General features: G+C 65.2%; 23 protein-coding genes. 14 read left to right on the top strand and 9 right to left on the bottom strand.

Translation table 11 applies throughout. The annotated features are described in order from the left end of the window. Window positions 1-34 precede the first annotated feature (34 nt). Window positions 35-1966 carry a hypothetical protein gene (locus FQU96_RS14685; RefSeq protein ID WP_218574719.1) on the top strand — a complete coding sequence of 644 codons (1932 nt, stop codon included), beginning with the start codon at window positions 35-37 and terminating at the stop codon, window positions 1964-1966. On the opposite strand, the gene FQU96_RS14690 is transcribed toward FQU96_RS14685, so the two are convergent. Continuing rightward, complete coding sequence (locus FQU96_RS14690; RefSeq protein WP_146542022.1) at window positions 1932-2150, bottom strand: hypothetical protein; 219 nt, start codon at window positions 2148-2150, stop codon at window positions 1932-1934. The genes FQU96_RS14685 and FQU96_RS14690 overlap by 35 nt on opposite strands. A 28-nt stretch (window positions 2151-2178) precedes the next feature. Here FQU96_RS14690 and FQU96_RS42675 point away from each other — a divergent pair, with 28 nt between their 5' ends. Beyond that, a complete protein-coding gene (locus FQU96_RS42675; protein ID WP_255468275.1) occupies window positions 2179-3588 on the top strand; it encodes a hypothetical protein in 1410 nt (469 codons plus the stop codon). Window position 3589: 1 nt separating this feature from the next. After that, window positions 3590-4195 (top strand): hypothetical protein, encoded by a 606-nt coding sequence (locus FQU96_RS42680; RefSeq protein WP_255468276.1) that lies wholly within the window; start codon window positions 3590-3592, stop codon window positions 4193-4195. Between the two features lie 5 nt (window positions 4196-4200). On the opposite strand, the gene FQU96_RS14705 is transcribed toward FQU96_RS42680, so the two are convergent. Next, the gene (locus FQU96_RS14705) at window positions 4201-4827 is read right to left on the bottom strand and encodes a methyltransferase domain-containing protein (RefSeq protein WP_146542023.1); all 627 of its coding nucleotides are present in this window, start codon (window positions 4825-4827) and stop codon (window positions 4201-4203) included. 53 nt (window positions 4828-4880) lie between these two features. On the opposite strand from FQU96_RS14705, the gene FQU96_RS14710 reads away from it, so the two are divergent. The 6 genes from FQU96_RS14710 (at window position 4881) to FQU96_RS14735 (ending at window position 8552) form a co-directional block, all read left to right on the top strand. Continuing rightward, window positions 4881-5153, top strand: a complete 273-nt coding sequence (locus FQU96_RS14710; protein ID WP_146542024.1) for a hypothetical protein — start codon at window positions 4881-4883, stop codon at window positions 5151-5153. A 7-nt stretch (window positions 5154-5160) separates the two neighbouring features. Then, window positions 5161-6045, top strand: coding sequence for a glycosyl hydrolase 108 family protein (locus FQU96_RS14715; RefSeq protein ID WP_146542025.1), 885 nt, complete (start codon window positions 5161-5163; stop codon window positions 6043-6045). Next, the gene (locus tag FQU96_RS14720; RefSeq protein ID WP_146542026.1) at window positions 6042-6275 is read left to right on the top strand and encodes a hypothetical protein; all 234 of its coding nucleotides are present in this window, start codon (window positions 6042-6044) and stop codon (window positions 6273-6275) included. Before FQU96_RS14715 ends, FQU96_RS14720 begins: the two co-directional genes overlap by 4 nt. Beyond that, window positions 6244-6423 carry a hypothetical protein gene (locus FQU96_RS14725; protein ID WP_146542027.1) on the top strand — a complete coding sequence of 60 codons (180 nt, stop codon included), beginning with the start codon at window positions 6244-6246 and terminating at the stop codon, window positions 6421-6423. Before FQU96_RS14720 ends, FQU96_RS14725 begins: the two co-directional genes overlap by 32 nt. An 8-nt stretch (window positions 6424-6431) precedes the next feature. Further along, window positions 6432-7523, top strand: coding sequence for a hypothetical protein (locus tag FQU96_RS14730; RefSeq protein WP_146542028.1), 1092 nt, complete (start codon window positions 6432-6434; stop codon window positions 7521-7523). A 765-nt stretch (window positions 7524-8288) separates the two neighbouring features. Further along, window positions 8289-8552, top strand: a complete 264-nt coding sequence (locus tag FQU96_RS14735; protein ID WP_146542029.1) for a hypothetical protein — start codon at window positions 8289-8291, stop codon at window positions 8550-8552. Window positions 8553-8567: 15 nt separating this feature from the next. Here FQU96_RS14735 and FQU96_RS14740 read toward each other — a convergent pair whose 3' ends face one another. Next, window positions 8568-9800, bottom strand: a complete 1233-nt coding sequence (locus FQU96_RS14740) for an SGNH/GDSL hydrolase family protein (protein WP_146542030.1) — start codon at window positions 9798-9800, stop codon at window positions 8568-8570. A gap of 122 nt (window positions 9801-9922) precedes the next feature. Here FQU96_RS14740 and FQU96_RS14745 point away from each other — a divergent pair, with 122 nt between their 5' ends. The 4 genes from FQU96_RS14745 to FQU96_RS14760 are packed head-to-tail and all read left to right on the top strand — an operon-like array spanning window position 9923 to window position 14203. After that, the gene (locus FQU96_RS14745) at window positions 9923-10525 is read left to right on the top strand and encodes a TetR/AcrR family transcriptional regulator (protein WP_178130518.1); all 603 of its coding nucleotides are present in this window, start codon (window positions 9923-9925) and stop codon (window positions 10523-10525) included. A 26-nt stretch (window positions 10526-10551) separates the two neighbouring features. Beyond that, a complete protein-coding gene (locus FQU96_RS14750) occupies window positions 10552-11037 on the top strand; it encodes a (2Fe-2S)-binding protein (protein ID WP_146542032.1) in 486 nt (161 codons plus the stop codon). Next, entirely contained in the window at window positions 11034-12011 is a 978-nt protein-coding gene (locus FQU96_RS14755; RefSeq protein WP_146542033.1) for a xanthine dehydrogenase family protein subunit M, read from the top strand. The genes FQU96_RS14750 and FQU96_RS14755 overlap by 4 nt, the downstream gene beginning before the upstream one ends. Then, window positions 12008-14203: a xanthine dehydrogenase family protein molybdopterin-binding subunit gene (locus FQU96_RS14760; RefSeq protein WP_146542034.1), complete on the top strand. Its 2196-nt coding sequence runs from the start codon at window positions 12008-12010 to the stop codon at window positions 14201-14203. Before FQU96_RS14755 ends, FQU96_RS14760 begins: the two co-directional genes overlap by 4 nt. A gap of 3 nt (window positions 14204-14206) precedes the next feature. On the opposite strand, the gene FQU96_RS14765 is transcribed toward FQU96_RS14760, so the two are convergent. Both FQU96_RS14765 and FQU96_RS14770 read right to left on the bottom strand, forming a co-directional pair. Then, the gene (locus tag FQU96_RS14765) at window positions 14207-15094 is read right to left on the bottom strand and encodes a PhzF family phenazine biosynthesis protein (RefSeq protein ID WP_146542035.1); all 888 of its coding nucleotides are present in this window, start codon (window positions 15092-15094) and stop codon (window positions 14207-14209) included. Window positions 15095-15159: 65 nt separating this feature from the next. Next, a complete protein-coding gene (locus FQU96_RS14770) occupies window positions 15160-17472 on the bottom strand; it encodes a molybdopterin guanine dinucleotide-containing S/N-oxide reductase (RefSeq protein ID WP_146542036.1) in 2313 nt (770 codons plus the stop codon). A gap of 151 nt (window positions 17473-17623) precedes the next feature. Between FQU96_RS14770 and FQU96_RS14775 the strand changes: the two genes are divergently transcribed. After that, window positions 17624-18499, top strand: coding sequence for a sulfurtransferase (locus FQU96_RS14775; RefSeq protein ID WP_146542037.1), 876 nt, complete (start codon window positions 17624-17626; stop codon window positions 18497-18499). 45 nt (window positions 18500-18544) lie between these two features. Here the strand turns inward: FQU96_RS14775 and FQU96_RS14780 are convergent, their stop codons facing one another. The 4 genes from FQU96_RS14780 to hutH form a co-directional block, all read right to left on the bottom strand. Continuing rightward, on the bottom strand, window positions 18545-19759 hold the full coding sequence (locus FQU96_RS14780; RefSeq protein WP_146542038.1) for a Bcr/CflA family multidrug efflux MFS transporter: 1215 nt from the start codon (window positions 19757-19759) through the stop codon (window positions 18545-18547). A gap of 122 nt (window positions 19760-19881) precedes the next feature. Next, window positions 19882-20700 carry an exodeoxyribonuclease III gene (xth, locus tag FQU96_RS14785; protein WP_146542181.1) on the bottom strand — a complete coding sequence of 273 codons (819 nt, stop codon included), beginning with the start codon at window positions 20698-20700 and terminating at the stop codon, window positions 19882-19884. A gap of 233 nt (window positions 20701-20933) precedes the next feature. After that, window positions 20934-22268: an MFS family transporter gene (locus FQU96_RS14790; protein ID WP_304623179.1), complete on the bottom strand. Its 1335-nt coding sequence runs from the start codon at window positions 22266-22268 to the stop codon at window positions 20934-20936. Between the two features lie 187 nt (window positions 22269-22455). Next, window positions 22456-23997 carry a histidine ammonia-lyase gene (gene hutH, locus FQU96_RS14795; RefSeq protein ID WP_370461369.1) on the bottom strand — a complete coding sequence of 514 codons (1542 nt, stop codon included), beginning with the start codon at window positions 23995-23997 and terminating at the stop codon, window positions 22456-22458. Window positions 23998-24019 lie beyond the last annotated feature (22 nt).

A 24019-nucleotide genomic window follows, 5' to 3' on the forward strand; every position in this document is an offset into this window, starting at 1 on the left:
CATGGCCGATCCCACCTTGCCGCCGGGTTTCATGTTGACCGATCCCGACCGCATCGACAAACGCACGGGCGCGCCCGGTGAAGTGCGCATGCGCGTCGGCGCGGCACCGACGCCGCAAGATCGCCTCTCCACCTTGCGCAAGACCTACCCGGACGCGGAGCCCTATGGCGACGACAACTTCGTCTTTCGAGGCCCTGGTGGACGGCCGACGCTCTACAACCCCAAAGGACTCGACTGGGGCGACCTGGCGTCGCTGCTGCCGGAATACGGCGAGTTCGCCGGCGGGACGTTGGGGGGCATGGCCGCGACATTGCCGGGCGTGCTGGGCGCGGTGCCCAGCTTCGGCGCGTCGCTAGCGACGATACCGGCCGGCATCGGCCTGGGTGCCGCCGCCGGCCGTTATGGAACGGAGCTGGCTGCCCATTATCTGATGGGGACCGACGACACGCGCAACATCGGCCAGCGGATGGCCGATACCGCGATCACCGCCGGCACCAATGCGATCGGCGCCCGTGTCGGCGAGATGGTGGGCCCGGCCGTGCGCGGCGCGATCGGCCCCGTCCAGTCGGCCCTGATGGGGCAGAGCGGCCGCCAGGTGGCCGATGACTTTGCCTCGACGGGCGTGCGCCAGACTGCAGGCGCCCTGACCGGCAACCGTGCCTGGCAACTGGCCGAGAAGGGGCTGGCCGCCACGCCGGGCGGCGCCCGTGTCATGCAGGACGTGGCGAAAATGCAGTGGGACGACATCGCGCGTGCTGCCGGGAACATCACTAAGGATATCGGCACGGCGACGACGCCACAGAAAGCGGGCAGCGTGATCCGCACCGGCGCGAAGAAGGCCGCCGACCGGTTCAAGGAAACGCAGGATTTGTTCTACAAGATCGCCGACCACTATGCGGGCGACAAAGCGAAGATCGTTCCTGTCGTGACGCGGGACCTCGCCGACACGATGCGATCGGAGTTGGCGAAGGCGCCGGTATCGCGGCGTGGCGCGCTGCAAGGAGCGATCGACCGGACGCAAGGCGTTCTCTACGACGCCCTCGATACTCGTATCAACATGGAGACGTGGCGGAAGATTCGAACGGATCTCGGGCGCGACGTCGATGAACCCCTGCTCGCGGGCAGCACCGGGAGCCAGAACGAAAACCTGAAGCGTCTCTATGGGGCGATGACGGACGACATGCGCGCGGCCGCCGCTACGGCCGGACCCGATGCCAAGCGAGCTTTGGACATTGCCGATCGGTACACGCGCTTCAACATGAACATCAACGTGCCGCTGCTGAAGAAGATCACCGATATGGGGGCCGACGAACAGGCGTATCAGTGGGCGATCGGCGAAGCGGGCAAGGGTGGCTCGCGCCTGCTGGCGCTGCGCAAGAACCTGACGCCCGACGAATGGAAGGTTGTCAGCGCCACCGTGTTCGATCGCCTCGGCCAGGCGGCGCCGGGCGCGCGCGGCGCGGCCGAGCTCGGCGGCGTCGCCAATGACTTCTCCGTCAGCACCTTCTTGACCAATTGGAACAAGCTGGCGCCCGAGGCCAAGGACGCGTTGTTCGGCGGTCGCGACATGAAGGGAACCCGCGAGGCGATCGATCAGCTGGCGCGCGTCAGCAACCGCGTGAAGGATGTCGAGCGGATGAGCGGTCCCACGGGCACGGCGCTCAGTATGTTGACTGGCGGCTCGATCGCGTTGGCCGGTGAGCGTGCGCTGTCGGGTGATATCGGGGGCGCCGCTGGCATCCTCGCCTCGATGACGGTGCTGCCCTACGTGACGGCGAAGATGATGACCAACCCGACCTTTGTGCGGTGGCTCGCTGGCGTGGAAACCTTCGGCAAGGGCGCCAGCCGCGACGCCATGATCGGGCGCCTGGCCGCGATCGCCGAGGCCAACCCCGAGATCCGAGACGAAACGCTGCGCCTGCAGCAGGTGCTTAGCTCAGGTGATGCAGGAGTAGTGCGCCGATGAGCATCGCCACATACAGCCCGCCCACGATGCTCATCCCCCAGACCCGCCAGGGCTGCCAGTATATGTACCGCCAGCCGTTGCCGGCATCGCGGTTGCGCACGTGGTTGAGCCGGGCGACGAACACCAGGCCGGCGATGCACAGCACCAGGGGTAGGAAGTCGAGCATGGCCCTCAACGTAGTCAATGCCGGCTCCGCCGGCAAGGAGTAGCGTATGGCCCTTCGTCACTGGAGCACCACCCCCAGCGGCAACGCCAACACCGCCGGCATCAACTGGGCCGAGGGCCAGCCGCCGTCGACGGTGAACGACAGCGCCCGCCAGGAGATGGCCCAGGTCCGCCAGCAGTACCGGCCGGACCAGTGGCACTGGGTGGAGCTCAGCAACACGGCCTCGGTGGCGTCGCAGACCAGCTTCCGGGTGTCGACCGACCTGACCAGCGTGTTCCACGCCCAGCGCCGGGTGCGGCTGAGCGGCGGCAGCACCACGCGCTATGCGTCGGTGGTCTCCTCGAGCTTCACGGCCGAGACGACGGTGACGCTCGCCATCGACGCCGGGTCGCTGTCGTCGTCGCACAATATCGCGGCGCTGGGGCCTTCGGTGACGGCGTCGCCCTCGCGCGGCTACCTGCCGCTCACCGGCGGCACGATGACGGGCGACGTGAATATAGCGGCGGGCGGCAATCAGGTCAGCCTGACCACCGATGGCGCCATCGAGATCACACGCGGCGCGGGTGGCGCTTTCGTCGACTTCAAGAACGCGCCCGGCGATGACTTTGACGTACGGTTGGCGCAGGCCGGGGCCAACGGCCTCTCCATCACGGCATCTGGCGGCGTGTCGACGTCACACGGGCTGACGGCTGGCGGCACGGTAATCGGCGCCCATCTCAATACGCCCGGCACCCTGGTGGTGGGCGGGGCGGCGCAAGTCGGCGGGCGCATCACCCAGAACGACTCCGAGATGTGGATCAACGCATCCGGCACAACGATCGCCCGCAATCGGTTCCTGACCAACTCACGGCAATGGACGGCGGGCGGCATCGGGTTGGCCTACGCGATTGCCGACGAGTCGGGCAGCCAGCAGCGCCTGGTGCTCACGGCTGGTGGGGATGCCGAATTCCTGGCCGGCAACGGCATCCTGAAAGGCCCGGGCATCTTCTACCCGCAGGGTAGCCTGGCGAATTTCAACCTCCGCTTCGACGGCGCCAGCACGATCCATGAGCACAATCTCAACTGCTACAGCTACTACACGCGCGCCAACGGCAATTGGGGTTGGGTGGTCAACGCCACGCTGATAGCCGAGTTGAATTTCAACCAAGGCCTCGGCTTTCGCTCGCCGAGCAATGCGAAGGCGTGGGTGTATGCCGACGGCTCGTCGATCTTCAGCAGTCATAATGTAAGCAGCGTCAGCTACGTCGGTGTTGGCGATTATAGGATCAATTTCGGCGTCGCGATGCCGAACGCCAGCTATGCGGTCGTCGGTTCGGCGCAGCACACGGGGGCTGCCTTCATCCTGGGTACTACGGCGGCCAGGAACGCTACCTCCTGCGGCGTACAGGTGCGCAGTCATATCAACAATCTGGCTGATGACCAGTGGTCCGCCGCCATCTTTGCAACGGGGCTCTGATATGGCCGACAAGCGAATCGCTTACAACCCTGCCAGCGGCGGCGCTGCTGTCGTGGTGATCCCAGCACCGCAGGCGCGCGGCTGCACACTCAACGACGACGGTGATAAGCTGTTCGTCGCGTTCCCCAACGATGCCGCAGTGCTCCGGGCAATGCTCGCGGGCACGCCGTCTGACATGGCCGACACGCTGGCGAACCCGTTCCCTGGGCTGACCACGAAGCTATACCGCGGCGAAACGGACGATGAGTTTTTGGCGCGGATCGGTCGCAAAGATGTGCCCGTCGATGCGGAGAATGTGGCCGTGATCGATGCGGCCGATGTGCCGGCTGACCTGACGTTCCGGAACGCCTGGATCGTTCAGGCCGGCCGCCTCGTGCACGACATGCCGCGCGCCCGGGAGATTTGGCGGGGCAAGATCCGCCAAGCTCGGGCGCCGCTGCTGGCTGTTCTCGATGTCGAGTATCAGCGCGCCGATGAGCGCGGCGACGCGGATGCAAAGGCGACGATCGTCGCCCGAAAGCAGGTGCTGCGCGACGCGCCGAATGATCCTGCGATCGAGGCGGCGCAGACTGTCGATGATCTCAGGGCGGTGTGGCCGCTGCCATGAGCGCTTCAGCCCGACTTACGCGCCGCCAGGTGTACGATCGCCCACGATGGATACTTGGCGTTCCAGGGTTCGATCTGCTCGTGCCCCAGAAGCTCGGGCGGCGGCACAGTCTTGGTGCGGTGCTTGTAGGCGCAGGCCAGCACCTCAAGCCCGGCATCCCTGAAGATCAGGGACAAAGCCTCGGTCGAGAAGCGCCAGAAGTCCTGCGGGTGGCCGTGCAGCGGAAACGTCTGGTGCGTGGCGACGTAGCAGACCCCGCCGGGAGCCAAAACGCGCGCAACCTCTTTGGCCGCAACCCAAGGTCTCTCCAGGTGCTCAAACACTGCGCCCGAGACAAAGGCGTCGAAACGGTTGGTCCATTCGGCCGGCAGGAAGTGCAGATCGGCGACCACATCGACGTCCGGCCCGGACAGAATGTCGATCATGGTGTACTGCGCGCGGTTGACACTGGGAAACAGCCCCATGTGATGAGTCGAGACCCCCGGGACCGATTGCGCCGTGCCGGCTTCCAAAACAGTCGTTGGTGGTCGCGCGCGTATGTCTGCAAAAAACCTGTCCCAAGGAGTGTCGTCGATTTGCGGCTCTTCTCGTGGCGTTGCGCGGGAGCGGCTGAAAAGGGACGTGATGCTCATGGCCGGAATCTACCCTGGGACCTCGCGCCCGTCACCACCGTAGTGGTGGCGTCATGACCGACCAACCCCGCAAGCTGGACCAACTGGCACAGTCGGCGGTGCTCGCCGTCGCCGCGCGCTGTGTCAACGTCATCGGTGTGCCGGCCATGCTGGGCGCACTGTTCTGGCTGTTCTCGACGGTCAACAGCCTGGAGCGCGAGGTGGCCAAGCTGCCGGTCATGTTCCAGGCGATCCAGCAGCAACTGGACGCCCAGGGTCGCCGTATCGACGGCCAGGACACCCGCATTCAGCGGCTCGAGGAACCGTACTTCCGCAACAAGAACTAGGTGAACCATGCCCACCCCGCATGAAGCACTCCGCCGGGCCATCGCGACATGGGAGGGTGGCTTCCAGGCCCAGGCCGCGGATCCCGGCAACTACGTCACCACGACCGACGGTAGCCGGCGCCTGGTGGGCACCATGCGCGGCGTCACGCCCGCTGTGCTGGCGGCGCATCGTGGAATCGCCGTGGCGGGTCTGACCAGGGGCGTGATGCAGTCGGTGACCTTGGAGGAGGCGGCTGAGATCGGGCTTACGCGTTTCTACAAGGGGACCGGGCTGGATCTGCTGCCCTGGGGCCCGGCGACGGAAGCGCTGGTGGATTTCGCTTGGGGTTCCGGGCCTGGCCAGGCCGCGCGCTCGCTGCAGCGCATGCTGGGTGTCGTGGTCGATGGCGCCATTGGACCGATCACGGTTGACGCCTACGCGCGGTGGGTGGCAGGGCAGGGCTGGGAGGCAGCGACCCGTGCCGTGCGTGACATGCGGGTGGCGTTCTACGACCTCATCATTCGGCGGAATGCGGTGCTCGGTGTGTACCGACAGGGGTGGCGCAACCGCGCGAACTGGATGACGCCGGAAACGGCTGAGTGGTGGGCGCATTGGCAGGCCGAGCCGGCGCCGTTGCCGGTGGTCGCTGATGTCTATGCCGGCGCACTGCCGCAGCCGACGGAACCCGCGCCTGTCGCACCTCCGGTGGCGAAGGAAGGCGCCGGTGGCAACCAGGTGCTGGCGATGCTCACGGCCGGCGCCGGCATTGCCACGCCGATCGTGGCGCCCTTGCTCAGCGCCGATTGGAAGGTGGTCGCGATCATCGTCGGCGCCGTCGTGGTGATCGGCCTGACGGGGCTGCTGATTTGGCGCGAGCAGCAGCGCAAGGGCGCGGCGGGGGTGGGGCTGTGATCGCCTTCCTGGCCGGCCCGCTGGGTAAGTACCTGGTTGTCGGTATCGGCGCTGTTCTGCTGGCGGCGGCAGCGTACCTCTACGTCTATCATCAGGGCGAGGCGGCGGCCGGTGCGGCTGCGGCGGCGCTGGCGCTCGAGCGGGCGCGAGCGGCGGCCAAGGCGCGGGCGAAGGTGGACAACCGACCGGAGGCGATCGATGCCGATCCGTACAATCGCGATCGTCGCTAGCCTGGTGCTGGGCGGCTGCACGTCGACGGTGGTGGATAGTTCATGTTCTGCCTTCCAGCCGATCACCTACAGCGCGCGCGGTGACACCGACGACACCGTTCGGCAGGTGCGCCAGCACAACGCGGCCTGGCAAGCACTCTGCCGATGAGGTAGCCGATGGCTAACGATGATCCCTTTGGCATATTGCTGGCGCCACCCGACGACCCGAATCCATATCCCCATATTCGGGGTGACGACCGGTATTTCAAGACCTATGACCCATTTGGAACGCCGGTGTTGAACACGTCGCTGCCGGCGGCCGTACAGCCAAATTGGTGGGAGCGACGCAAAGCTGACTACGATCAATACCTGGAGCGTGGTGGCGTCTTGGGCGCCGCGTGGGGAATGTTGCCGCCAGAGGTGCGAAAGAGCTGGGCGACCATCCCGACATTGTGGGCCGAGACGACGCCCGGCGCAGGGATTCGAGATTCGCTCGAAGCGGCAGGCAATCTTAGTCGGGCGGCTATGGCTGGCGATCCGATGGGCATGCTGGGAGCTGGCGCGGGCGTTACACTGGGGGCCATCGGGACTCTGCCTATCCTCGGAGGCCTTTCTCGCGGCATCGTGCGCGCCACTGATGATGCCATCGGGGCGGGTGCTAGGGCACTACGACGCGGCAAAGTGCGTCCTGGTGAGGGGCTGCCGATGGGCGAGGCGGACCGCGCGCAGCGAATGGCTGAACAAGGATATACACGCGGTTACTGGCGGGGCGGCGCCAAGCCGGCTGATGGCAACTACTACACGCCTGATCCGGCGGCAGCCGCGGACTTTGCCAGGCGGCACGGCTCCTCCGGGGACACGCGCGAATATGCGTTGCGGTTGGGCAATGTATTCGACTTTCACAACGACGTTTTTGATGTCACCGCGCTAAGGCCGATAGCTAGCGCACTGGCCAAAGAGAACCCGAGCGCCGCGCGAGAACTGATCGAGCATGTCGCCGATTGGAATGGCCGCATTCCCGCAAAAGCGGTTCACCAGATCGTGCGAAGTCACGCATCAGATGTTAACGCCGTGTTGCGAAAGGCCGGCTACGATACCATCGACGCCGGACAGGAACTCATCACACTACGCCGCTCTAAAGGACAAGTACGGGATGCCGACAAGGCGGCGTTTGACCCGCGTTTTCGCAATAGACCGGATCCATTCGCGGCAGTGCTGCCACCAGCGCTTGGGTTAGGTCTTTTTTTCAACGAGCCGGAGCCGCGCTGAACCACGCATGCGATGGATCACGGCGCCGTCGCGCAGAACGACGCCATGGTAGCCAGGTCCAGCTTCATGCAGCGCCGTTATAACGAGGGAGTCCGCGATCGATTCATACTGACCCCAATAGACGCAGGTCTGGCGTCGGCCGTCATCGCTGATGATAAAGCCTTCATAAGGGCCAAGAGTTCGCTCGCCCATTCTGCACCTGATGCATGCACCACTACGCGCCGGATATCGGTACTCTGGACTTAGATTAGCAGTCGTACGAGCTTTGCGCATCAGACGCGATGGCAGTGCGCGACATAGCACCAGCGCACTCCTTCCACCAACCGCCGGCGTTGGATCATTCGACTACTCGATCAGATGAAGCAACGATGTGCGGCGTGATAGCAGACGGTCACGCCATTCTTCCGGACGCAACCGTCCGTGCCGCCGCGTTTCCACCCCAGTAGGCGATTGTGTGCCGCTCATTCAGCGTACCCTTGTTCACGACCACACAGACCTCGTGTGGGCCAGGCCTCATGAGATCTCCCTCAGGGCTCGGCCTGATCGGCTTCAGCAGTCGGCGACAACGACCAGACCAGGGACGGCGGCGCGACGCGACATGATCCCGAAGCCGTCGCGACAAGTGGGATCATACAACCTGCAGGCGACTGCGCCTGTCCAATGCGGACCAAAGACTGCGCGACAAACGGCCTCGCGATCTCTATGACGGCCCGCGACCACGCAACGAGTACGTTGGTGCGTCGCGACAACGGAGATCAGCAGGGGATGTCGAAGCGGTTCCACCCTGAGACCGGGTATATGGTCCGCAGTGGTGCGTTTTGGTATGACCATCGGGTCTTACTGACGGTTGAGGAGGACGACCGGATCGAAATCTTCCGTCGCCCTTACACCGGCAAGCCCGGCATCCGCCTGGGCTCCTACGGCTACACCCAGCTGGATGTCGGGGCGCCACCGATCGGATTGCGCCAAGTCGAGGAATACGACAGCTTCCCCGCGCCACTTGCCGTCCTGGCCGGTAGATCGGCCTGACCAGATGGCGTGCCGTCAGGGGGCCTGTAGAAGGCCCATCGTCTTGAGTTGACTTGCCAGCGTCTCTGCGACAACGCGGTGACCCGCGGCCGTCATGTGCTCATCGCCCAGACTGAAATAAAGCTTTGGGTCGCCCTTCGTCGCGGCGGCTTGCACCGCCGGCAGCATCTCGATCACGGGGATATCGAGCTGCTTGCCGAGCGCCTTCAATTCGCGTTCCGGCTTGGCGACGTCGAATTTCACCTTCGGCAGTGAGCGCTGCAGGTGCCCCAGGCTCTCAGGTTCGGCCTGGACTTTGCTGACGTAGCCCCACATCGCGAAGCGTGCGCCGGCAGCCTGTGATTGATCCCGCATCGCCTTGATCAAGGCGCCGGTCACCTGCCAGCCTTCACGCCAGAATTGCTCGTATTGCTCGCGCGTCCGTCCCTTGCGCGCGTAGTCCATCGCGAAATCATCCATCATCATCCAGCCGATCCAGATGTTGGGATCGGTCTTGCGGCCGCCGGTGACGGCCTGGCTTGCCTGCCGGATCACTTTTTGAACCATATCGCCGACCAGCAGGTCATAGATGCGGTCCTTGAGGCGTGACTCGGTGCGTCGGCGCTCAAGCGCTTCGTTCAGCTGCTGGTCCTCGATCACCAGCTGGCCGGCGGCATCGAGCTTGGCATAGGGCCGCTTGGCTTCGCGCTGGAACCATTTCTGCAGCGGGTAGTAGTTGGTCTGCACATCGTTGCTGGGGGCGAAACCGAGCAGCACCAAGTCGGGTTTGTAGGACAAGCCGTCTTCGATCAGCCACCGGTATTCCTGCACCGTGCTGTAAGCGGCCACGCTGAGGTTGATGACCTCGAACTTGTCGTTGCCCAGGATGCGCTGGAGCTGCGCGGCGGTGGTTTGATCATCGGCAACGCCGCTGCCAAACGTCCCCGAGTCGGAAACCATCAAAATGCGCGTGATACCGGGCTTGGGTGTCTGGTCGAACTCCGGCCCGCGGATGCCGCGTGAGTTGATGTGAGCCACCTCGGAGTAGGCGAGCTTCTCCATCCGAAAGACGGCGTTGGGACGGTGTGCCCAGCCGCGAGTGGGATGCGGCACATGCCACTCGCTCTCGTTGCCGGCCGTGGTGCCCAGGTGGCCGTGCAGCACGAGCCGAAGGCCGAACTCCGCAACCCACAACGCCAGGAACACGGCCACCAGCACCATGGCTGTCGATCCGACCCAGCGCTTGATGCGCGAACCTGCTGCCGTCATGACCTGCCTACGCGTCGTTGCCCAGAGATGCACAGCATTAGGGGCGCTGCCAGTAAGCGTCAACTCATCCGGCGTCGCAGTATCAAATTGACGGACTGAACGAATTATGTCTAAATCGTTCAGTGCAAGACCGACAGGAACCGGCTGAAACCGAGGAACGGGCGCTTTACAAGCGCGTGATCCGGTCGGCGGATGCGCTGTTCAAGAAGGTCGGCTTTCGCGGCGTGACGATGGAGGCTGTTGCGCGCGAAGCGGTGGTGGCCAAGGCGACGCTGTACAGCTACTTCCGGAACAAGGATGAGCTGTTCATCGCCGTGTCGGCGCGCATCGCCGAGGGCCACCGTGCAGGTTTCACCGCGGCGCTTGCGAATGCCGCAGGCAAGACGCTGGACGAGCGGGTGGCTGCGGCGATTGTCGGCCGCCGCGCGTCTCTCTTTACGTACATGGCAAGCTCGCCGCATGCTGAGGATTTGATTTCGCATAAGCATCAGCTGGCCGGCGACATTTTCGTGCGGTCGGATGAATTCATGTTGCGGCTCCTGACAAGCGCGTTGCGTGAAGATTCGGTGCTCAAACCGTCGGCTGCCCGACTGGCGCGCGCGCTGTTCTACGGCAGCGCCCAGATCGGCGTTAACAGCGCCAGCAGGACTGTGCTGGAGGCCGATCTCGAGGCATTTGTGATGACGCATCTGGCGGGTGCGCGAGCGTTGGCTGATCGCACCTGACGTGTCTTTCCATCGGAGGTGTTGTGATGACGGATCACGGTGATGATCAGGTCATGGTGACGCTGCGGGTCAATGGCTGCGACCATGAGGTGGTGGCCGATGTCTGTGCGACGCTGCTGGATGTTCTGCGCGATGGGCTGTCGCTGACCGGTACCAAGAAGGGGTGCGATATGGGGGCATGCGGCGCCTGTACCGTGCTGATCGATGGGCGGCGGATCAAATCCTGCCTGGCTCTGGCTGTGATGCAGGACGACAAGGACATACTGACCATCGAAGGCTTGGCGTCCGGGGAGGAACCGCATGCACTGCAGCGCGCTTTTGTCGAACACGACGCCCTGCAATGCGGTTACTGCACGCCGGGGCAGATCATGTCGGCTGTCGGCCTGATGCAGGAAGGTCGCGCCACCAGCGGCGCCAGTATCCGCGAGTTCATGAGCGGCAACCTGTGCCGGTGCGGTGCCCATCCACACATCGTCGCCGCCATCGCCCAGGTCGCGGGTATCGTGCCATGAACCCGTTCGTCTATCGGCGCGCGATCGATCCGCGCGGTGCGATCGACATGGCAGCGCGGCCGGACGCCTGCTTCATCGCCGGCGGCACGGATTTCATGCAGCTCTGGAAAGCGGGAATCAGCGCGCCGAACCTGCTCATCGATATTAGTCGCCTGCCGTTGACTGCGGTGGAGCGGCACGACGGTGGACTCAGGATCGGCGCGCTGGCGCGCATGAGCGATGTCGCCGACCACCCTGAAGTACGCAACAGCTATCCCGTGCTGGCGCAGGCCTTGCTGGCGAGCGCTTCACCGCAGATACGTAATGTCGCCACCATTGGCGGTAACTTGCTGCAGCGAACGCGCTGCCTCTATTTTCGCAGCGGCTCCCTGCCGTGCAACAAGCGGGAGCCGGGTTCCGGTTGCGGCGCACGGGACGGCGAAAACCGCCTGCACGCGATTTTCGGTGCCAGCGCACAGTGCGCGGCCACACACGCATCTGATCTCGCAGTGGCGCTGGTTGCATTAGGCGCGCGGGTGCTGCTGGCCAGCCAGAACGGCGAGCGCGCGCTGTTGCTTGAGGATTTCTTTCGGCTGCCAGAGGCGCAACCCGAGCAAGACACCGTCATTGCGCCGGGTGAACTGATTGCGTCGATCGACGTACCGGCAGCAGGGACGTGGCGCTCGTACTATCTGAAGGTGCGCGACAGGGCATCGTTCGAGTTCGCCGTAGTGTCGGCTGCGGTTGTTCTTGATCTTGCGGACGACCGCATTCGTACCGCGCGCATCGCCGCCGGTGGTGTGGGGACCAGGCCATGGCGACTGCGAGGATGCGAGGCAGCGCTGATCGACGCGGCGCCGAACGCGGCGACATTCGAGCGCGCCGCGCGCCTGGCAGGTGAGGGAGCACAGCCGTTGCGGCACAACGGCTTCAAGATGGCGCTGTTGGAGCGCACGGTGCTGCGTGCGCTGCAGGCCGTGAGAGGTGATCTATGACCGCAGTGGTCACCGACAAGAACGATGATCGCGTGCCGACTCGCATCGAGGCCGGGATCAAGGTCAAGGGTGCCGCACGATTTGCGGCGGAAATCCCAATACAGGGCGTGATGCACGCTGCACTGGTTCAGGCACCGCTTGCAAGCGCCAGGATACGGCACATCGATGCGAGCAAGGCGCGGGCACAACCAGGTGTCGTCAGCGTGATTACGCACGAGGCTATGCCGAGATTGAATCAAGGGGCTTTCCTGGCGCTGCTGCGCGAGCCCCGCGTGCATTTCGCGGGGCAGCCCGTTGCCGTCGTCGTTGCCGAGACCGCGACACACGCGCGCCGTGCTGTTGCCCTGATCAACGTCGACTATGAAGCCTTGCCTGCCATCACGTCCGTGACACAGGGGAGCAGCGAGGCCTTTGCTCCCAAGGTCGCCGGCCGCACGTCAACCGATAGCCGTCGTGGTGAACCGGAAGGCGCCATGGCCGCGGCTGAGGTCACGATCGAAAAACGGTACACCACGCCAACGCACAATCACCTCGCGCTGGAGCCGCAATGCGTGATCGCGGTCTGGGACAGGGACGGCGCTGGTGTCACGGTGCACACAGGCTCTCAGGCGGTGTTCGCGCACCGCAAGGCGATTGCTGACGGCTTCGGACTGTCAGTAGGCCGGGTTCGCGTTGTTTCGAAGTATCTCGGCGGCGGCTTCGGGTCCAAGGGCAGTGCCTGGCTTCCATGCCTGATGCTCGGTATCGCCGCTGCCCGGCATGTCGGGCGACCGGTCAAGCTCGAGCTCACGCGAGCCCAGATGTTCACCCTTGTCGGGCGGCGCCAGGAGACGATCCAGACCCTCAAGCTCGGCGCGATGCGCGATGGCCGTCTGGTTGCGATGACCCATGATACGGTCGCGCAGACCTCCAGCTTCGCCGACTACGCCGATCCTGTCGCTACGCCGACACGTGTGCTTTACGCCTGTCCCAATGTCGCCACGTCGCACCGGCTGGTGCGGGTGAATGCGCCGCAGCCCAACCCGATGCGCGCCCCCGGTGAAGGGCCGGGCAGCTTCGCCTTGGAGTCGGCCCTCGACGAGCTGGCACATGTGCTGAAGATGGATCCGCTGGCATTGCGACTACGCAACTATGCGGAGCGCGACCAGCACGTCGACCTGCCATGGTCGAGCAACGGCCTGCGCGACTGTTGCCGTGTCGGCGCGCAAAGCTTCGGCTGGGCGCGGCGCCCGATTGCGATCGGTACCATGCGCGATGGGCATCATGTGCTGGGGTGGGGCATGGCAGCGGCATGCTATCCTGTCTACCGCATGGCGTCCGAAGCCGTCGTGCGCATCGAGGCCAATGGAACGGTGCGCGTGCGTTGCGGCACTCAGGACATGGGAAGCGGTACGTACACGGTGCTGGCGCAGCTGGCGGCCGAGGCACTGGGTGTGCCGGTCGATGGCATTGACGTCGAACTCGGTGACACAGCGTTACCGGAAGGGCCCTATTCCGGTGGTTCCATGGCAACCGCGAGCTTCACGCCCGCGGTGGAAGCGGCGGCCGGGCGAGTGCGTCAGCGCCTGATCGACTTGGTCATCGAGGATGGAGAGTCGCCATTGCATGGCCTGTCGGCTGACCAGCTCGTGCTGTCGGACGGCTATATCCGCGCCGGAACGGGAAACGCCGCCGAGCGCCTGGCTGATGTCGTCGCACGCCGGGCACCCGATGGAATCGAGGCCTTTGCCGACGCAGCGCCCGATGCGGCACCACGATACAGTTCGTATGGCTATGGCGCGATATTTGCCGAGGTGCGGGTCGACGTCGATCTTGGCGAGGTCCGCGTTGTGCGATTGACGGCAGCCTATGCGGCTGGGCGCATTCTCAATCGGCGGCTGGCCCGCAGCCAGTTCATTGGCGGCATCGTCGGCGGTATCGGCATGGCATTGCACGAGACCACCATCATGGATGAACGCCTGGGTCGCATCGTCAACGACAACCTCGCAGACTATCTCATCCCGGTGCACGCCGACATGCCGGCGTTCGACATCCACATGATCGACGAGGACGATCCGCACCTGGCCGGCGGTATCAAAGGCATCGGCATGCTGGGCACAGTCGGCACGGCCGCGGCGATCGCTAATGCCGTATTCCACGCGACCGGGCGTCGGATCCGTGATCTGCCGATCCGGCTGGAGCACTGCCTGTAGACGTCACACCGTGGCCTCGCCGCGCAACACCTGCACGCAACCGCCGCCCACGGTTGCACGGATGCCGTCCTCGGCACGATGCGCCGTGGTGCGCAGCAAGCTGGGGCGGCCCATTTCGACGCCTTGCACGATATCGTAGCTGACATTGGTGTTCGGCGTCAGCGACAGCAACAGCGCCGCGAGCGGTGTGGCGGCGCTACCGGTTGCGGGATCTTCGTAAGTGCCGGCCAGCGGTGCGAACATACGGGCCCGGATCCGTGTGCCGTCGTGCGCATAGAGGTAGAGCGAGAGCCGGCCGTTGAGGGCCGGAAAGGCCGCGAGGCCGCGGCGGAACTGGCTGAGATCAGGGGTCGCTCGTGACAGGGCGTCGCCCGAGACCTCCGCGAGCACGAACGTGTTACCGACAGACGCCTGTACCGGTTGGTGTGCCGTCACGATGACGTCGCTCGTCCCGATGCCGCCACACGCCGCCACGGTCTCGGCCGGCAAGCGTGGTCCGAGCGACAGCGGTTGTGGTGCCGCAATGGTGGCGCCGACCACGGTGCCGGTGGCGTCGGTGTCGATCTTGATCTCGACGAGGCCGGCGATTTCCTCGAACAGGAGCACGCCGTTGGGGGCACGCCCCTGTTGGGCCAGTACATAACCCGTGCCGACATTGGGATGGCCAGCGAACGGCATCTCGTACGTGCGATTGAAAATGCGGACCCGAGCCGTGTGCGCAGGGTTGTCCGGCGGCAATACGAATGTGGTTTCGCTGAGATTGAACTCGTTGGCGAGCGACTGCATCTGCGCGTCGGTGAGACCGCGCGCGTCAGGAAAGACGGCAAGCTGGTTACCGCCGAAGCGCTGTGTGGTGAAGACGTCGACCGTAACGAAGGGGTAAGCCGGCATGGCAGATCCGCTGTTCTGGAGTATCGCGGCGTACCGTGCCGGCGATGCCCTGGAACGGCCAGCGCTCAATTGTCTCCATACAGCGGTGGATCGTATGCCTGAATCGGCGGCAGGTTGCCGGTGAAGCGCTCGACCTGGACACTGGTGAGCTGCCCCGTGCAACCCTGAGCCAGACGCGACGTGCCGACGTCGCGCGTGAGCACATTGGGATTGCCGTGGACACACAGCGCGTTGTCTTCCGCCGGATCCGCCGGATCATACCAGGCGCCGGTCGGCAGCTGGACAACACCCGGCCGGATGTCTTCGGTCAGCTTCGCCGCCGCCAGGCAGGCGCCCCGCGTGTTGAACAGACGCACGATGTCGCCGTCGGCGATACCGCGTGCCGCGGCATCATTGGGATGGATACGGACGACTTCGCGGCCACGCGCCTTCATCCCGCTGCTATGGCCACCGAAGTCGAACTGGCTGTGCAGACGTGTCGCTGGCTGATTGGCGACCAATCGCAGCGGCCGATCGGCGTCGGGCACATCGACGGACGCCAGCCAGACCGGATGGCCGGGACAATCGGCATAGCCGAAACCGGCGACGGTCGGTGAAAAGATCTCGATCCTGCCGCTGGGTGTCGGCAGCTTACTGGCCTCGGGATCGTTGCGGAAGGCGCGCAACATGCCGCCGTCATCGGGCGCCGATGGCAGGATCAGCTCGCCCTGTTGCCAGAAGGTCTCGAAATCGGGCGCCGACAGGCCGCGTGCCGCGAGCGCGGTGCGCACCGGCTCGTAAAGATGGTGCAGCCAGTCGCGCGCCGAGCGACCTTCGGTGAATGCCGCCGCTGTTCCCAACCGCTCGGCCAGCGCCGAGAAGATCGCGTAGTCATCGCGTGCTTCGCCGTAAGGTGGCGCGATCTGGTGCATGGCCACCATCAGCGGATCGGTCGGCGTGGTGCCGAGATCCTCTCGCTCCAAGGTCATCGTGCTCGGCAGCACGATGTCGGCATGTCGCGCCGTGGCGGTCCAGGCGATCTCGTGCACGACCAGCGTATCGATGCGGGCGAACGCCTGGCGCAATCGATTGAGGTCCTGGTGGTGGTGGAACGGGTTGCCGCCGGCCCAGTAGACCAGCTTGATGTCGGGATAGGTCAGCCGGTCACCGTTGTAGTCGAAATCCTGTCCTGGATTCAGCAGCATGTCGGAGATGCGTGCGACGGGAATGAAGTCGCGCACGCCGTTGGTGCCTTGCGGCAGGGCAGGGCTCGGCACGGCATTCGAACGGCGGCCGGTATGGGCGAGAGCACCCAGCGCATAGTTGTAGCCGCCGCCGGGCAGGCCGATCTGCCCCAGCATGGCCGCCAGCACCGCTGCCATCCAGACCGGCTGTTCACCGTATTCGGCCCGCTGCAGTGAATGGGCGACCACCACGAGCGTGCGCTTGCCAGCAAGCTGGCGTGCGCGTTGCGTTATCTCTTCGGCGGCAATTCCGGTGATGGCGGCTGCCCATCGTGCATCTTTCGGCTGACCATCGCGGCGGCCCAGCAGATAGTCCTCGAAGACCGGCCAGCCGACGCAATAACGGTCGAGAAAAGCCTTGTCGTGCAGCTGCTCGCTCACCAGGACGTGCGCCAGACCCAGCATTAGTGCCGTGTCGGTCCCAGGCACCAGCGATAGCCAGTCGGCGCCCGCTTCCGCTGGTAAATCGCTGCGCAGCGGACTGACCAGGATGAACCGGCAGCCGCGCGCCTGCGCCTTGCGCATCGCGCTGCGCTCGATGTGCTGGCTGATGCCGCCGCCACCCACCATGCTGTTCTTCAGCGCCATGCCGCCGAAAGCGATGACGACGTCAGTGTGCTCGACGATCTGCTCCCAGGTGACGTTGCGGCGGCTGATCGATTCCATCGGTCCCAGGATGTGGGGCAGGATCACGCCGGAGGCGCCGGCGCTGTAGCTGTTCACCGACCGGACGTAACCGCCCAGCGACGTGTTGAGGAACCGGTGCACCTGGCTTTGCGCGTGATGGAAGCGACCGGCGCTCGCCCAGCCGTAGGAACCGCCGAAGATCGTGCGGGGGCCGTGCACATCGCGCACGCGCTTGAGTTCATCCGCCAGCAGGTCGAGCACGCGGTCCCAGGCCATCGGCACGAATTCGTCGCGGCCGCGCCGCTCATCGGGGCCAGGGCCGCGTTCAAGCCAGCCGCGCCGCACCATCGGTCGTGCGATGCGGGCCTTGTGCCGCAGCGCCTCCGGGAAGTTCTGTAGCACCAGGTTGGGATCGGGATCCGCGGCGTGCGGTTTCACGATCAGCCGATCACCATGCCATCCGGCTTGGAATGCACCCCAGTGGGCACTGTGCGGCCGGAAGACGACGTCATCAGGAACACGAGTCATACGCTCACCTCATGGTCGGCTACGATGCCGCTGTTGGGGCACCGTCTCAATTCAGGAATCGTGGGTGCGGCTATGAGAAAAACTAGGGGCCTCGGATCATCGCAATCAGTCAGCGCTATGATAGCGTGTCATCTTTGAGGGAGGCAGAGAGATGCGCGAGCCGGACGCCCTGATCAGCACTGACACCCTGGCGCGCTCGCTGGGGGATGCCAGCCTGCGGGTTTTCGACTGTACGACGTACCTTGAGCCGACGCCGGCCGGCAGCGACGATCCTTACATTGCGGTGCCCGGGCATAAAAGCTTCGCCGACGCGCATATTCCAGGTGCCGACTTCCTCGACCTGCAGGGCGAATTTTCCGATGCCACCACCCGGCTGCGGTTCATGATGCCGTCGGTCGCACAGCTCGAGGCGGCGTTTGGCCGTCACGGCATCGGCAATGACAGCCGCGTGGTGCTCTACAGCATCGGCACCATGATGTGGGCAACGCGGTTTTGGTGGATGCTGAAGGCCCTGGGGTTCGATGGGGCTGCCGTGCTCGACGGCGGTTTCGACAAATGGCGTGCGGAAGGCCGGCCGGTGGAGACTGGTGCTGCCAAGGGCTACCCGCCGGCACGCTTTGTCGCCAAGCCGCGACCCGGTCGCTTTGTCGATAAGCAGGCGGTGCTGGCGGCGACGACGAATCCCAAAGCGGTGATCGTGAACGCGCTGGGTCCGCAGTTCCACAAGGGTCTGGAGCCCAGCCGCTATGGCCGCGCGGGGCGCGTGCCGGGCAGTGTCAATGTACCCGCCGCCACTCTGGTCGATCCGCAGACCAAGGCCTTTACTGCACTCGACGACGCTGAAGCGAAGTTCGCCGCGGCGGGTATCGCCAAGGACAAGCACGTCATTGCCTACTGCGGCGGCGGTATCTCCGCCACGATCGACCTGTTCCTGCTGCACCAGCTCGGCTTCGATGACATCACGCTCTACGATGCGTCGATGGGGGAGTGGGCCAGGGACACGACGCTGCCGATCGAGCAGGGATAGCGGTCGCAGGCCAACGCGAGCCGAGTGCGCCCGTAGGCAGCGTTGTCAGTCTTTCACCAGCAGCCGATGGGTGACGAAGCACAGGATGCCGCCCATGCCCATGAACACAGCCATGGGCTGGATCGTGGTGCCCAGCAATGCGCCCACGGCGGCGCCAAAGACGGCCCCGCAGCCGAACTGGATGACGCCAAGAAGCGAGGCGGCGGCGCCGGCCATGTGCGGGTAGCGCTGCAAGGCGCAGGCCGTGGCGTTGGGGGCGACCAGAGCCATCGAAGCCACCATTGCCATGGCAAGGACGTTGAACGGAATCCAGCCGATCACGCCGGTGTGCGCTTCGACGATGCCCAGAACGATGAGGGCCACGCCGGTGATGGCAGGCAACCAGACGGCACGGCGCAGCACCACGTCGGCGCCGACCCGGCGTGTCCATCGGCTGTTGAGCGTGGCGGCAAAGGTCATGGCCAGCAGCGGCGCGCCGAAGGCGATGGCATAGGTCGTGGGCGCCAGGCCGTAGATCTCGATCAGCACCAGTGACGATACCGAGATGTACGAGAACATGGCGCCGAACAGGGAACCGGTCGTCAGCGCATAGCCCAGGAACAGCGGCGACGACAGCAGCTCACCGAAGCGACCCAAGATGCTCCCGAAAGCCAGCGGACCGCGTAGCTCAGGCTTCAAGGTTTCGCGCAAGGTCAGCAATGCCGTAACCAGTGCCACGACACCGAACAGCGCCAGCACGTCAAAGATGGCACGCCAGCCGAAATGGCGCATGACCTCGCTGCCGATCAGCGGGGCCAGCATCGGCGCCATGCTGACGGAGGCCATGAGAATCGACATCACCTGGGCGGCGCGATCGCGTTCGGCCAGGTCACGAACCATCGTGCGCGCCATGACCGGGGCGGCGCCGGCACTCAACCCTTGAATAATGCGCAATCCGATCAGGTGCGTGGCGGTGTCGGCCAAGGCGCACAGCGCACTGGAGACGATATAGAGCAACACACCCACGACCAGGACCGGCTTGCGGCCGAAATGGTCGCCGAGCGGACCATAGATGATCTGGCCGAAACCGAAGGCCAGCATGAACGCGGACAGACTCAGCTGGATTTGTGAGGCGCTCGCCTGGAAATTGCCGCGGATGGTCGGAAATGCCGGCAGATACATGTCGATCGACAGCGGTGTGAAGGCCGTCAACATCGTGAGCACGGCGATCAGCAGCGGTGACAGCTTGCGGTCGTTGGCGGCGGGGGAGCGATCGGTCAAGGTGTTATGGGGGCTTGTCGATAGGGCAAACGCGGGAGCCGGGCGTTGTAGCGGCCGGATCACGGCAGGGATAGTGGCATATTGGCGCCGACCATCCGCAGGTCGAAAGGCGTCCGGACCCCTCAGACAGCCGGTTTCCCACGCCGCCGTGGCCGCCTGACGACGCCGCTATCCAGCAATTCGATCCATGCCGGCGCGTGGTCGCTGGCCTTGGGAACGCCACGGACATCGCGGTCGACGCCGGCCGCGACCAAGCGGTCGGCGGTGGCGGGGCTGAGCAGCAGGTGGTCGAGGCGGAGGCCGGCGTTGCGTCCCCACGCGTTGCGAAGGTAATCCCAGAACGTATAGATGCGCTCGCCGGGATGCAGGGAACGCACCGCATCCACCCAGCCCTGCCCGACAAGGCGGGCAAAGGCATCGCGGACCTCCGGACGGAAGAGCGCATCGTCGGCCCAGCGCTCCGGCTTGTACACATCGAGGTCGGTCGGCATGACATTGTAGTCGCCAACCAGTACCACCGGCGCGCCACTGGCCAGCAGGTTCGCCGCGTGTGCCGAGAGGCGCTCCAGCCAGCGGAGCTTGTAGTCGAACTTCGGGCCCGGGGCGGGATTGCCGTTGGGTACATAGACGCACCCAATCAGGATCCCGGATATGGCCGCTTCGATATAGCGGCTGTGCGCGTCATCCGGGTCGCCGGGCAAGCCGCGCCGCGTCTCGATCGGCACGCCGCCGCGCGACAGGATGGCGACGCCGTTCCATCCTTTCTGCCCCTGCCAGATCGCCTGGTATCCGGCCTTGCGAATGTCGGCGAGAGGGAACCTCTCCTGCGGCGCCTTGAGTTCCTGTAAACAGACGATGTCGGGCTGGGCGTCCGCCAGCCAGTCGAGCAGGACGGCGAGGCGTCCGTTGATGCCGTTGACGTTGAAGGTGGCGATTTTCATGAAGGTTCGGCTGGGCGATGCGACGTCGAGCCGCCGTGGCCATGCTGTGATATCGACCGCAGCATAGCCGTCGTATCCTCCAGGTCTCCAAACGATACGACGCAACCGTATCACGAGATCGGCCGTCCGCACCGATTAACGACGCTGTCGCCGTCCGATATGCCCCCGCGCTGCCATGCTGACAGCCAGGCACCATCAACACCGATGATGGCGGCGCTTTTTCTTTCGTACGCTCAGTACGTTGGATGATCGTCTTTGCTCAGATGCCCCTTGTGCCGGGTGTCGGGCATCCACAGCGCCGCCAGCAGCGACACGGCACACAACGCGGTGACGTAGTAGTAGAAGTAGGTTTCGTGGCCGACCGACTTGAACCACAGGGCGACATACTCGGCCGAGCCGCCGAAAGCGGCGTTGGCCAGCGCGTAAGACAGGCCGACGCCCAATGCCCGCACCTGCGTGGGAAACAGCTCGGCTTTCACCAGACCGCTGATCGACGTGTAGAGGCTGACGAACACCAGGGCGAGCAGGATCAGGCCAAAAGCGGCATAGGGATCGGTGACGCGGCTGAGGGCACTCAGCAGCGGCACAGTCGACATGACCGTCAGTACACCGAAGGCGATCAGCGAGTGGCGGCGCCCGATGCGGTCAGACAGGGAGCCGAACACGGGCTGCAGCAACATGTAGGCGAACAGCACGGCGGTCATCACGGTGCTGGCGACCTTGGCGTCCATACCGGCCGTGTTGACCAGGTATTTCTGCATGTAGGTCGTGTAGGTGTAGAAGACCAACGACCCACCAGCCGTCAATCCAAGCACCTGCAGAAATGCCTTGAGATGCGGCAGCAAGCCACGGATCGTCCCGGCCTCCTTGGCGGCGCGCGACTCCGCCGACGTGGTCTCGGGCAGCGAACGGCGCAGATACAACGCCACGATGGCAAGCACGGCGCCCAGGATGAACGGCACACGCCAGCCCCAGGCAAGCAGCTCCTCGTGGGTAAGAAACTGCTGCAGGATGACCAGCACCAGCACCGCCAACAGCTGCCCACCGATCAGGGTGACATACTGGAACGAAGCGAAGAAGCCGCGATGGCGCGCAACGGCCACTTCGCTCATGTAGGTGGCACTGGTCCCGTATTCGCCGCCCACCGAGAGGCCCTGGAACAGGCGCGCCATCAGCAGCAACGCCGGTGCCGCGACACCGATGCTGGCGTGGGTCGGCAGCAACGCGATCACCAGCGAACCACCGCACATCATCAGAACCGACAACACCATGGCCGCACGCCGGCCGTGGCGGTCGGCAAAGCGGCCGAAGAACCAGCCGCCTAACGGCCGCATCAGGAAGCCGGCCGCAAAGACACCCGCTGCGGCCAACAGCTGCGCCGTCCGGTTGTCAGAGGGAAAGAAGGAGGGTGCGAAGTAAAGGGCGCAGAACGAATAGACGTAGAAATCATACCACTCGACCAGGTTGCCCGATGAGCCGGCAACGATCGCCATGACGCGTCGGCGCGTATCACCGCCGGTGCCCGATTGCCGCGGCGGTGCGGATGGCATGGGGATGTCGCTGGCCATGATGTCTCCTGGCGGCCCGGTCGAGGCAGTGCTGTTCGCCAGCCAATGACCAGGTCGCTCCTATGTGGCGATCAGCGGCAGCATGTCATCCAGCGTGCGACAACTTTCCCCGTCACCGCGAGAAATTGCGGCTGTGTGTCATCAGTTGTATGGGGCGAAGGCGTCGCCTCGTTGCGGTCGTGTCCAGTCAATCCGCCACGACTCGCGGCAGAACATCGCCGCCGGCGGCGTCAGTGAGCGCGCCGGACGTGACCAAGCTGCGCGCCTGCTCGATGTCGGGGGCAAAATGGCGGTCGTCGTCGAGACGCGGCACGACGGCGCGCAGCGCTGCGCGCACCCGTTCCAGCCGAACACCGGACGGCAGGGGGGCATGGAAGTCGCAGCCCTGGGCGGCAGCCAGCAACTCGATGGCGACAATGCTGACGACATTGTCAGCCATTGGCGCCAGCCGGCGCGCGCCGTGCGTCGCCATGGAGACGTGATCTTCCTGATTGGCCGACGTCGGAATCGAATCGACGCTGGCGGGGAAGGCGCGCTGCTTGTTCTCCGAGACCAGAGCCGCTGCCGTCACCTGCGGGATCATGAAACCCGAGTTCAGGCCGGGCTTGGGTGTGAGGAAGGCCGGCAGTCCGGACAGCGCGGAGTCGACCAGCATGGCGACGCGACGTTCGGCCAGTGAGCCGATCTCGCACAACGCCATCGCGATCATGTCAGCCGCGAAGGCGACGGGTTGGGCGTGGAAGTTGCCACCCGATATCACGTCGCCGCTGTCGGCAAACACCAGCGGGTTGTCGGAGACGCCGTTGGCTTCCGCCGCCAGCGTCATGGCGGCCTGGCGCAGCACATCCAGGCAGGCGCCCATGACCTGCGGCTGGCAACGCAGGCAGTAGGGGTCCTGCAGGCGTTCATCGCCGGTGCGATGCGAGGCGCGGATCGCCGACCCTTCCATCAGTGTGCGCAACGTGGCGGCCACGTCGATCTGCCCGCGGTGACGGCGCAGATTCTGGATGCGTGCATCGAACGGGCCGTCCGAACCACGCGCCGCATCGGTCGACAGCGCGCCGGTCACAAGAGCAGCCTGCAAGGCGCGCTCGGCCTGGAACAGGCCGGCCAGCGCCAAGGCCGTCGACACCTGCGTACCGTTCAGCAAGGCAAGCCCCTCCTTGGGGCCGAGCACCAGCGGCGCCAGCCCGGCCGATGCGAGCGCAACATCCGCGGGCACGCGCGCGCCATCGACGATGAACGCGCCGACGCCCATCAGCGCCGCCGTCATGTGGGCCAGTGGCGCCAGATCGCCGGAGGCACCGGCCGAGCCCTGGCCGGGCATCACCGGTACGAGGCCGCGTGCCAGCGCTGCCTGCAGATGCTCGACCGTCTGCCAGCGGACGCCCGAGGCGCCTTGCGCCAGGCTGGCCAGCTTCAATGCCATCACCAAGCGGACCACCGGCACGGGCAGCGGGTCGCCGACGCCCGCGGCATGCGACAGCACGAGGTTGCGCTGTAGCGTTGCTAGGTCGGCATCGCCAATGCGCACGCTCGCCAGTTTGCCGAATCCGGTGTTGATCCCATAGACCGGTTCGTGCCGTGCCAGGATCGCCTCGATCGTATGAGCGCTGGCCGTCACGGCGGCATGACACTGCGGATCGAGTGCCACGTTGTTGCCGGTGTAGATGGCATGCCAAGCCGCCAGGGAAACCTGACCCGGGACGAGCACTGTTGTTTCGCTCACCACTCTCTCCCGACCATGATGG

This window comes from Reyranella sp. CPCC 100927, assembly GCF_007859315.1.
GTDB lineage: Bacteria > Pseudomonadota > Alphaproteobacteria > Reyranellales > Reyranellaceae > Vineibacter.

Coding starts and splice junctions, on each gene's coding strand:
- FQU96_RS14770 (WP_146542036.1), bottom strand. CDS start 17,472: ATGACTCGTGTTCCTGATGACGTCGTCTTCCGGCCGCACAGTGCCCAC.
- FQU96_RS42675 (WP_255468275.1), top strand. CDS start 2,179: ATGGCCCTTCGTCACTGGAGCACCACCCCCAGCGGCAACGCCAACACC.
- FQU96_RS14765 (WP_146542035.1), bottom strand. CDS start 15,094: ATGCCGGCTTACCCCTTCGTTACGGTCGACGTCTTCACCACACAGCGC.
- FQU96_RS14790 (WP_304623179.1), bottom strand. CDS start 22,268: ATGGCCAGCGACATCCCCATGCCATCCGCACCGCCGCGGCAATCGGGC.
- FQU96_RS14740 (WP_146542030.1), bottom strand. CDS start 9,800: ATGACGGCAGCAGGTTCGCGCATCAAGCGCTGGGTCGGATCGACAGCC.
- FQU96_RS14730 (WP_146542028.1), top strand. CDS start 6,432: ATGGCTAACGATGATCCCTTTGGCATATTGCTGGCGCCACCCGACGAC.
- FQU96_RS14705 (WP_146542023.1), bottom strand. CDS start 4,827: ATGAGCATCACGTCCCTTTTCAGCCGCTCCCGCGCAACGCCACGAGAA.
- FQU96_RS14710 (WP_146542024.1), top strand. CDS start 4,881: ATGACCGACCAACCCCGCAAGCTGGACCAACTGGCACAGTCGGCGGTG.
- FQU96_RS14735 (WP_146542029.1), top strand. CDS start 8,289: ATGTCGAAGCGGTTCCACCCTGAGACCGGGTATATGGTCCGCAGTGGT.
- FQU96_RS14775 (WP_146542037.1), top strand. CDS start 17,624: ATGCGCGAGCCGGACGCCCTGATCAGCACTGACACCCTGGCGCGCTCG.
- FQU96_RS14755 (WP_146542033.1), top strand. CDS start 11,034: ATGAACCCGTTCGTCTATCGGCGCGCGATCGATCCGCGCGGTGCGATC.
- FQU96_RS42680 (WP_255468276.1), top strand. CDS start 3,590: ATGGCCGACAAGCGAATCGCTTACAACCCTGCCAGCGGCGGCGCTGCT.
- FQU96_RS14760 (WP_146542034.1), top strand. CDS start 12,008: ATGACCGCAGTGGTCACCGACAAGAACGATGATCGCGTGCCGACTCGC.
- FQU96_RS14725 (WP_146542027.1), top strand. CDS start 6,244: ATGCCGATCCGTACAATCGCGATCGTCGCTAGCCTGGTGCTGGGCGGC.
- xth (WP_146542181.1), bottom strand. CDS start 20,700: ATGAAAATCGCCACCTTCAACGTCAACGGCATCAACGGACGCCTCGCC.
- FQU96_RS14715 (WP_146542025.1), top strand. CDS start 5,161: ATGCCCACCCCGCATGAAGCACTCCGCCGGGCCATCGCGACATGGGAG.
- FQU96_RS14750 (WP_146542032.1), top strand. CDS start 10,552: ATGACGGATCACGGTGATGATCAGGTCATGGTGACGCTGCGGGTCAAT.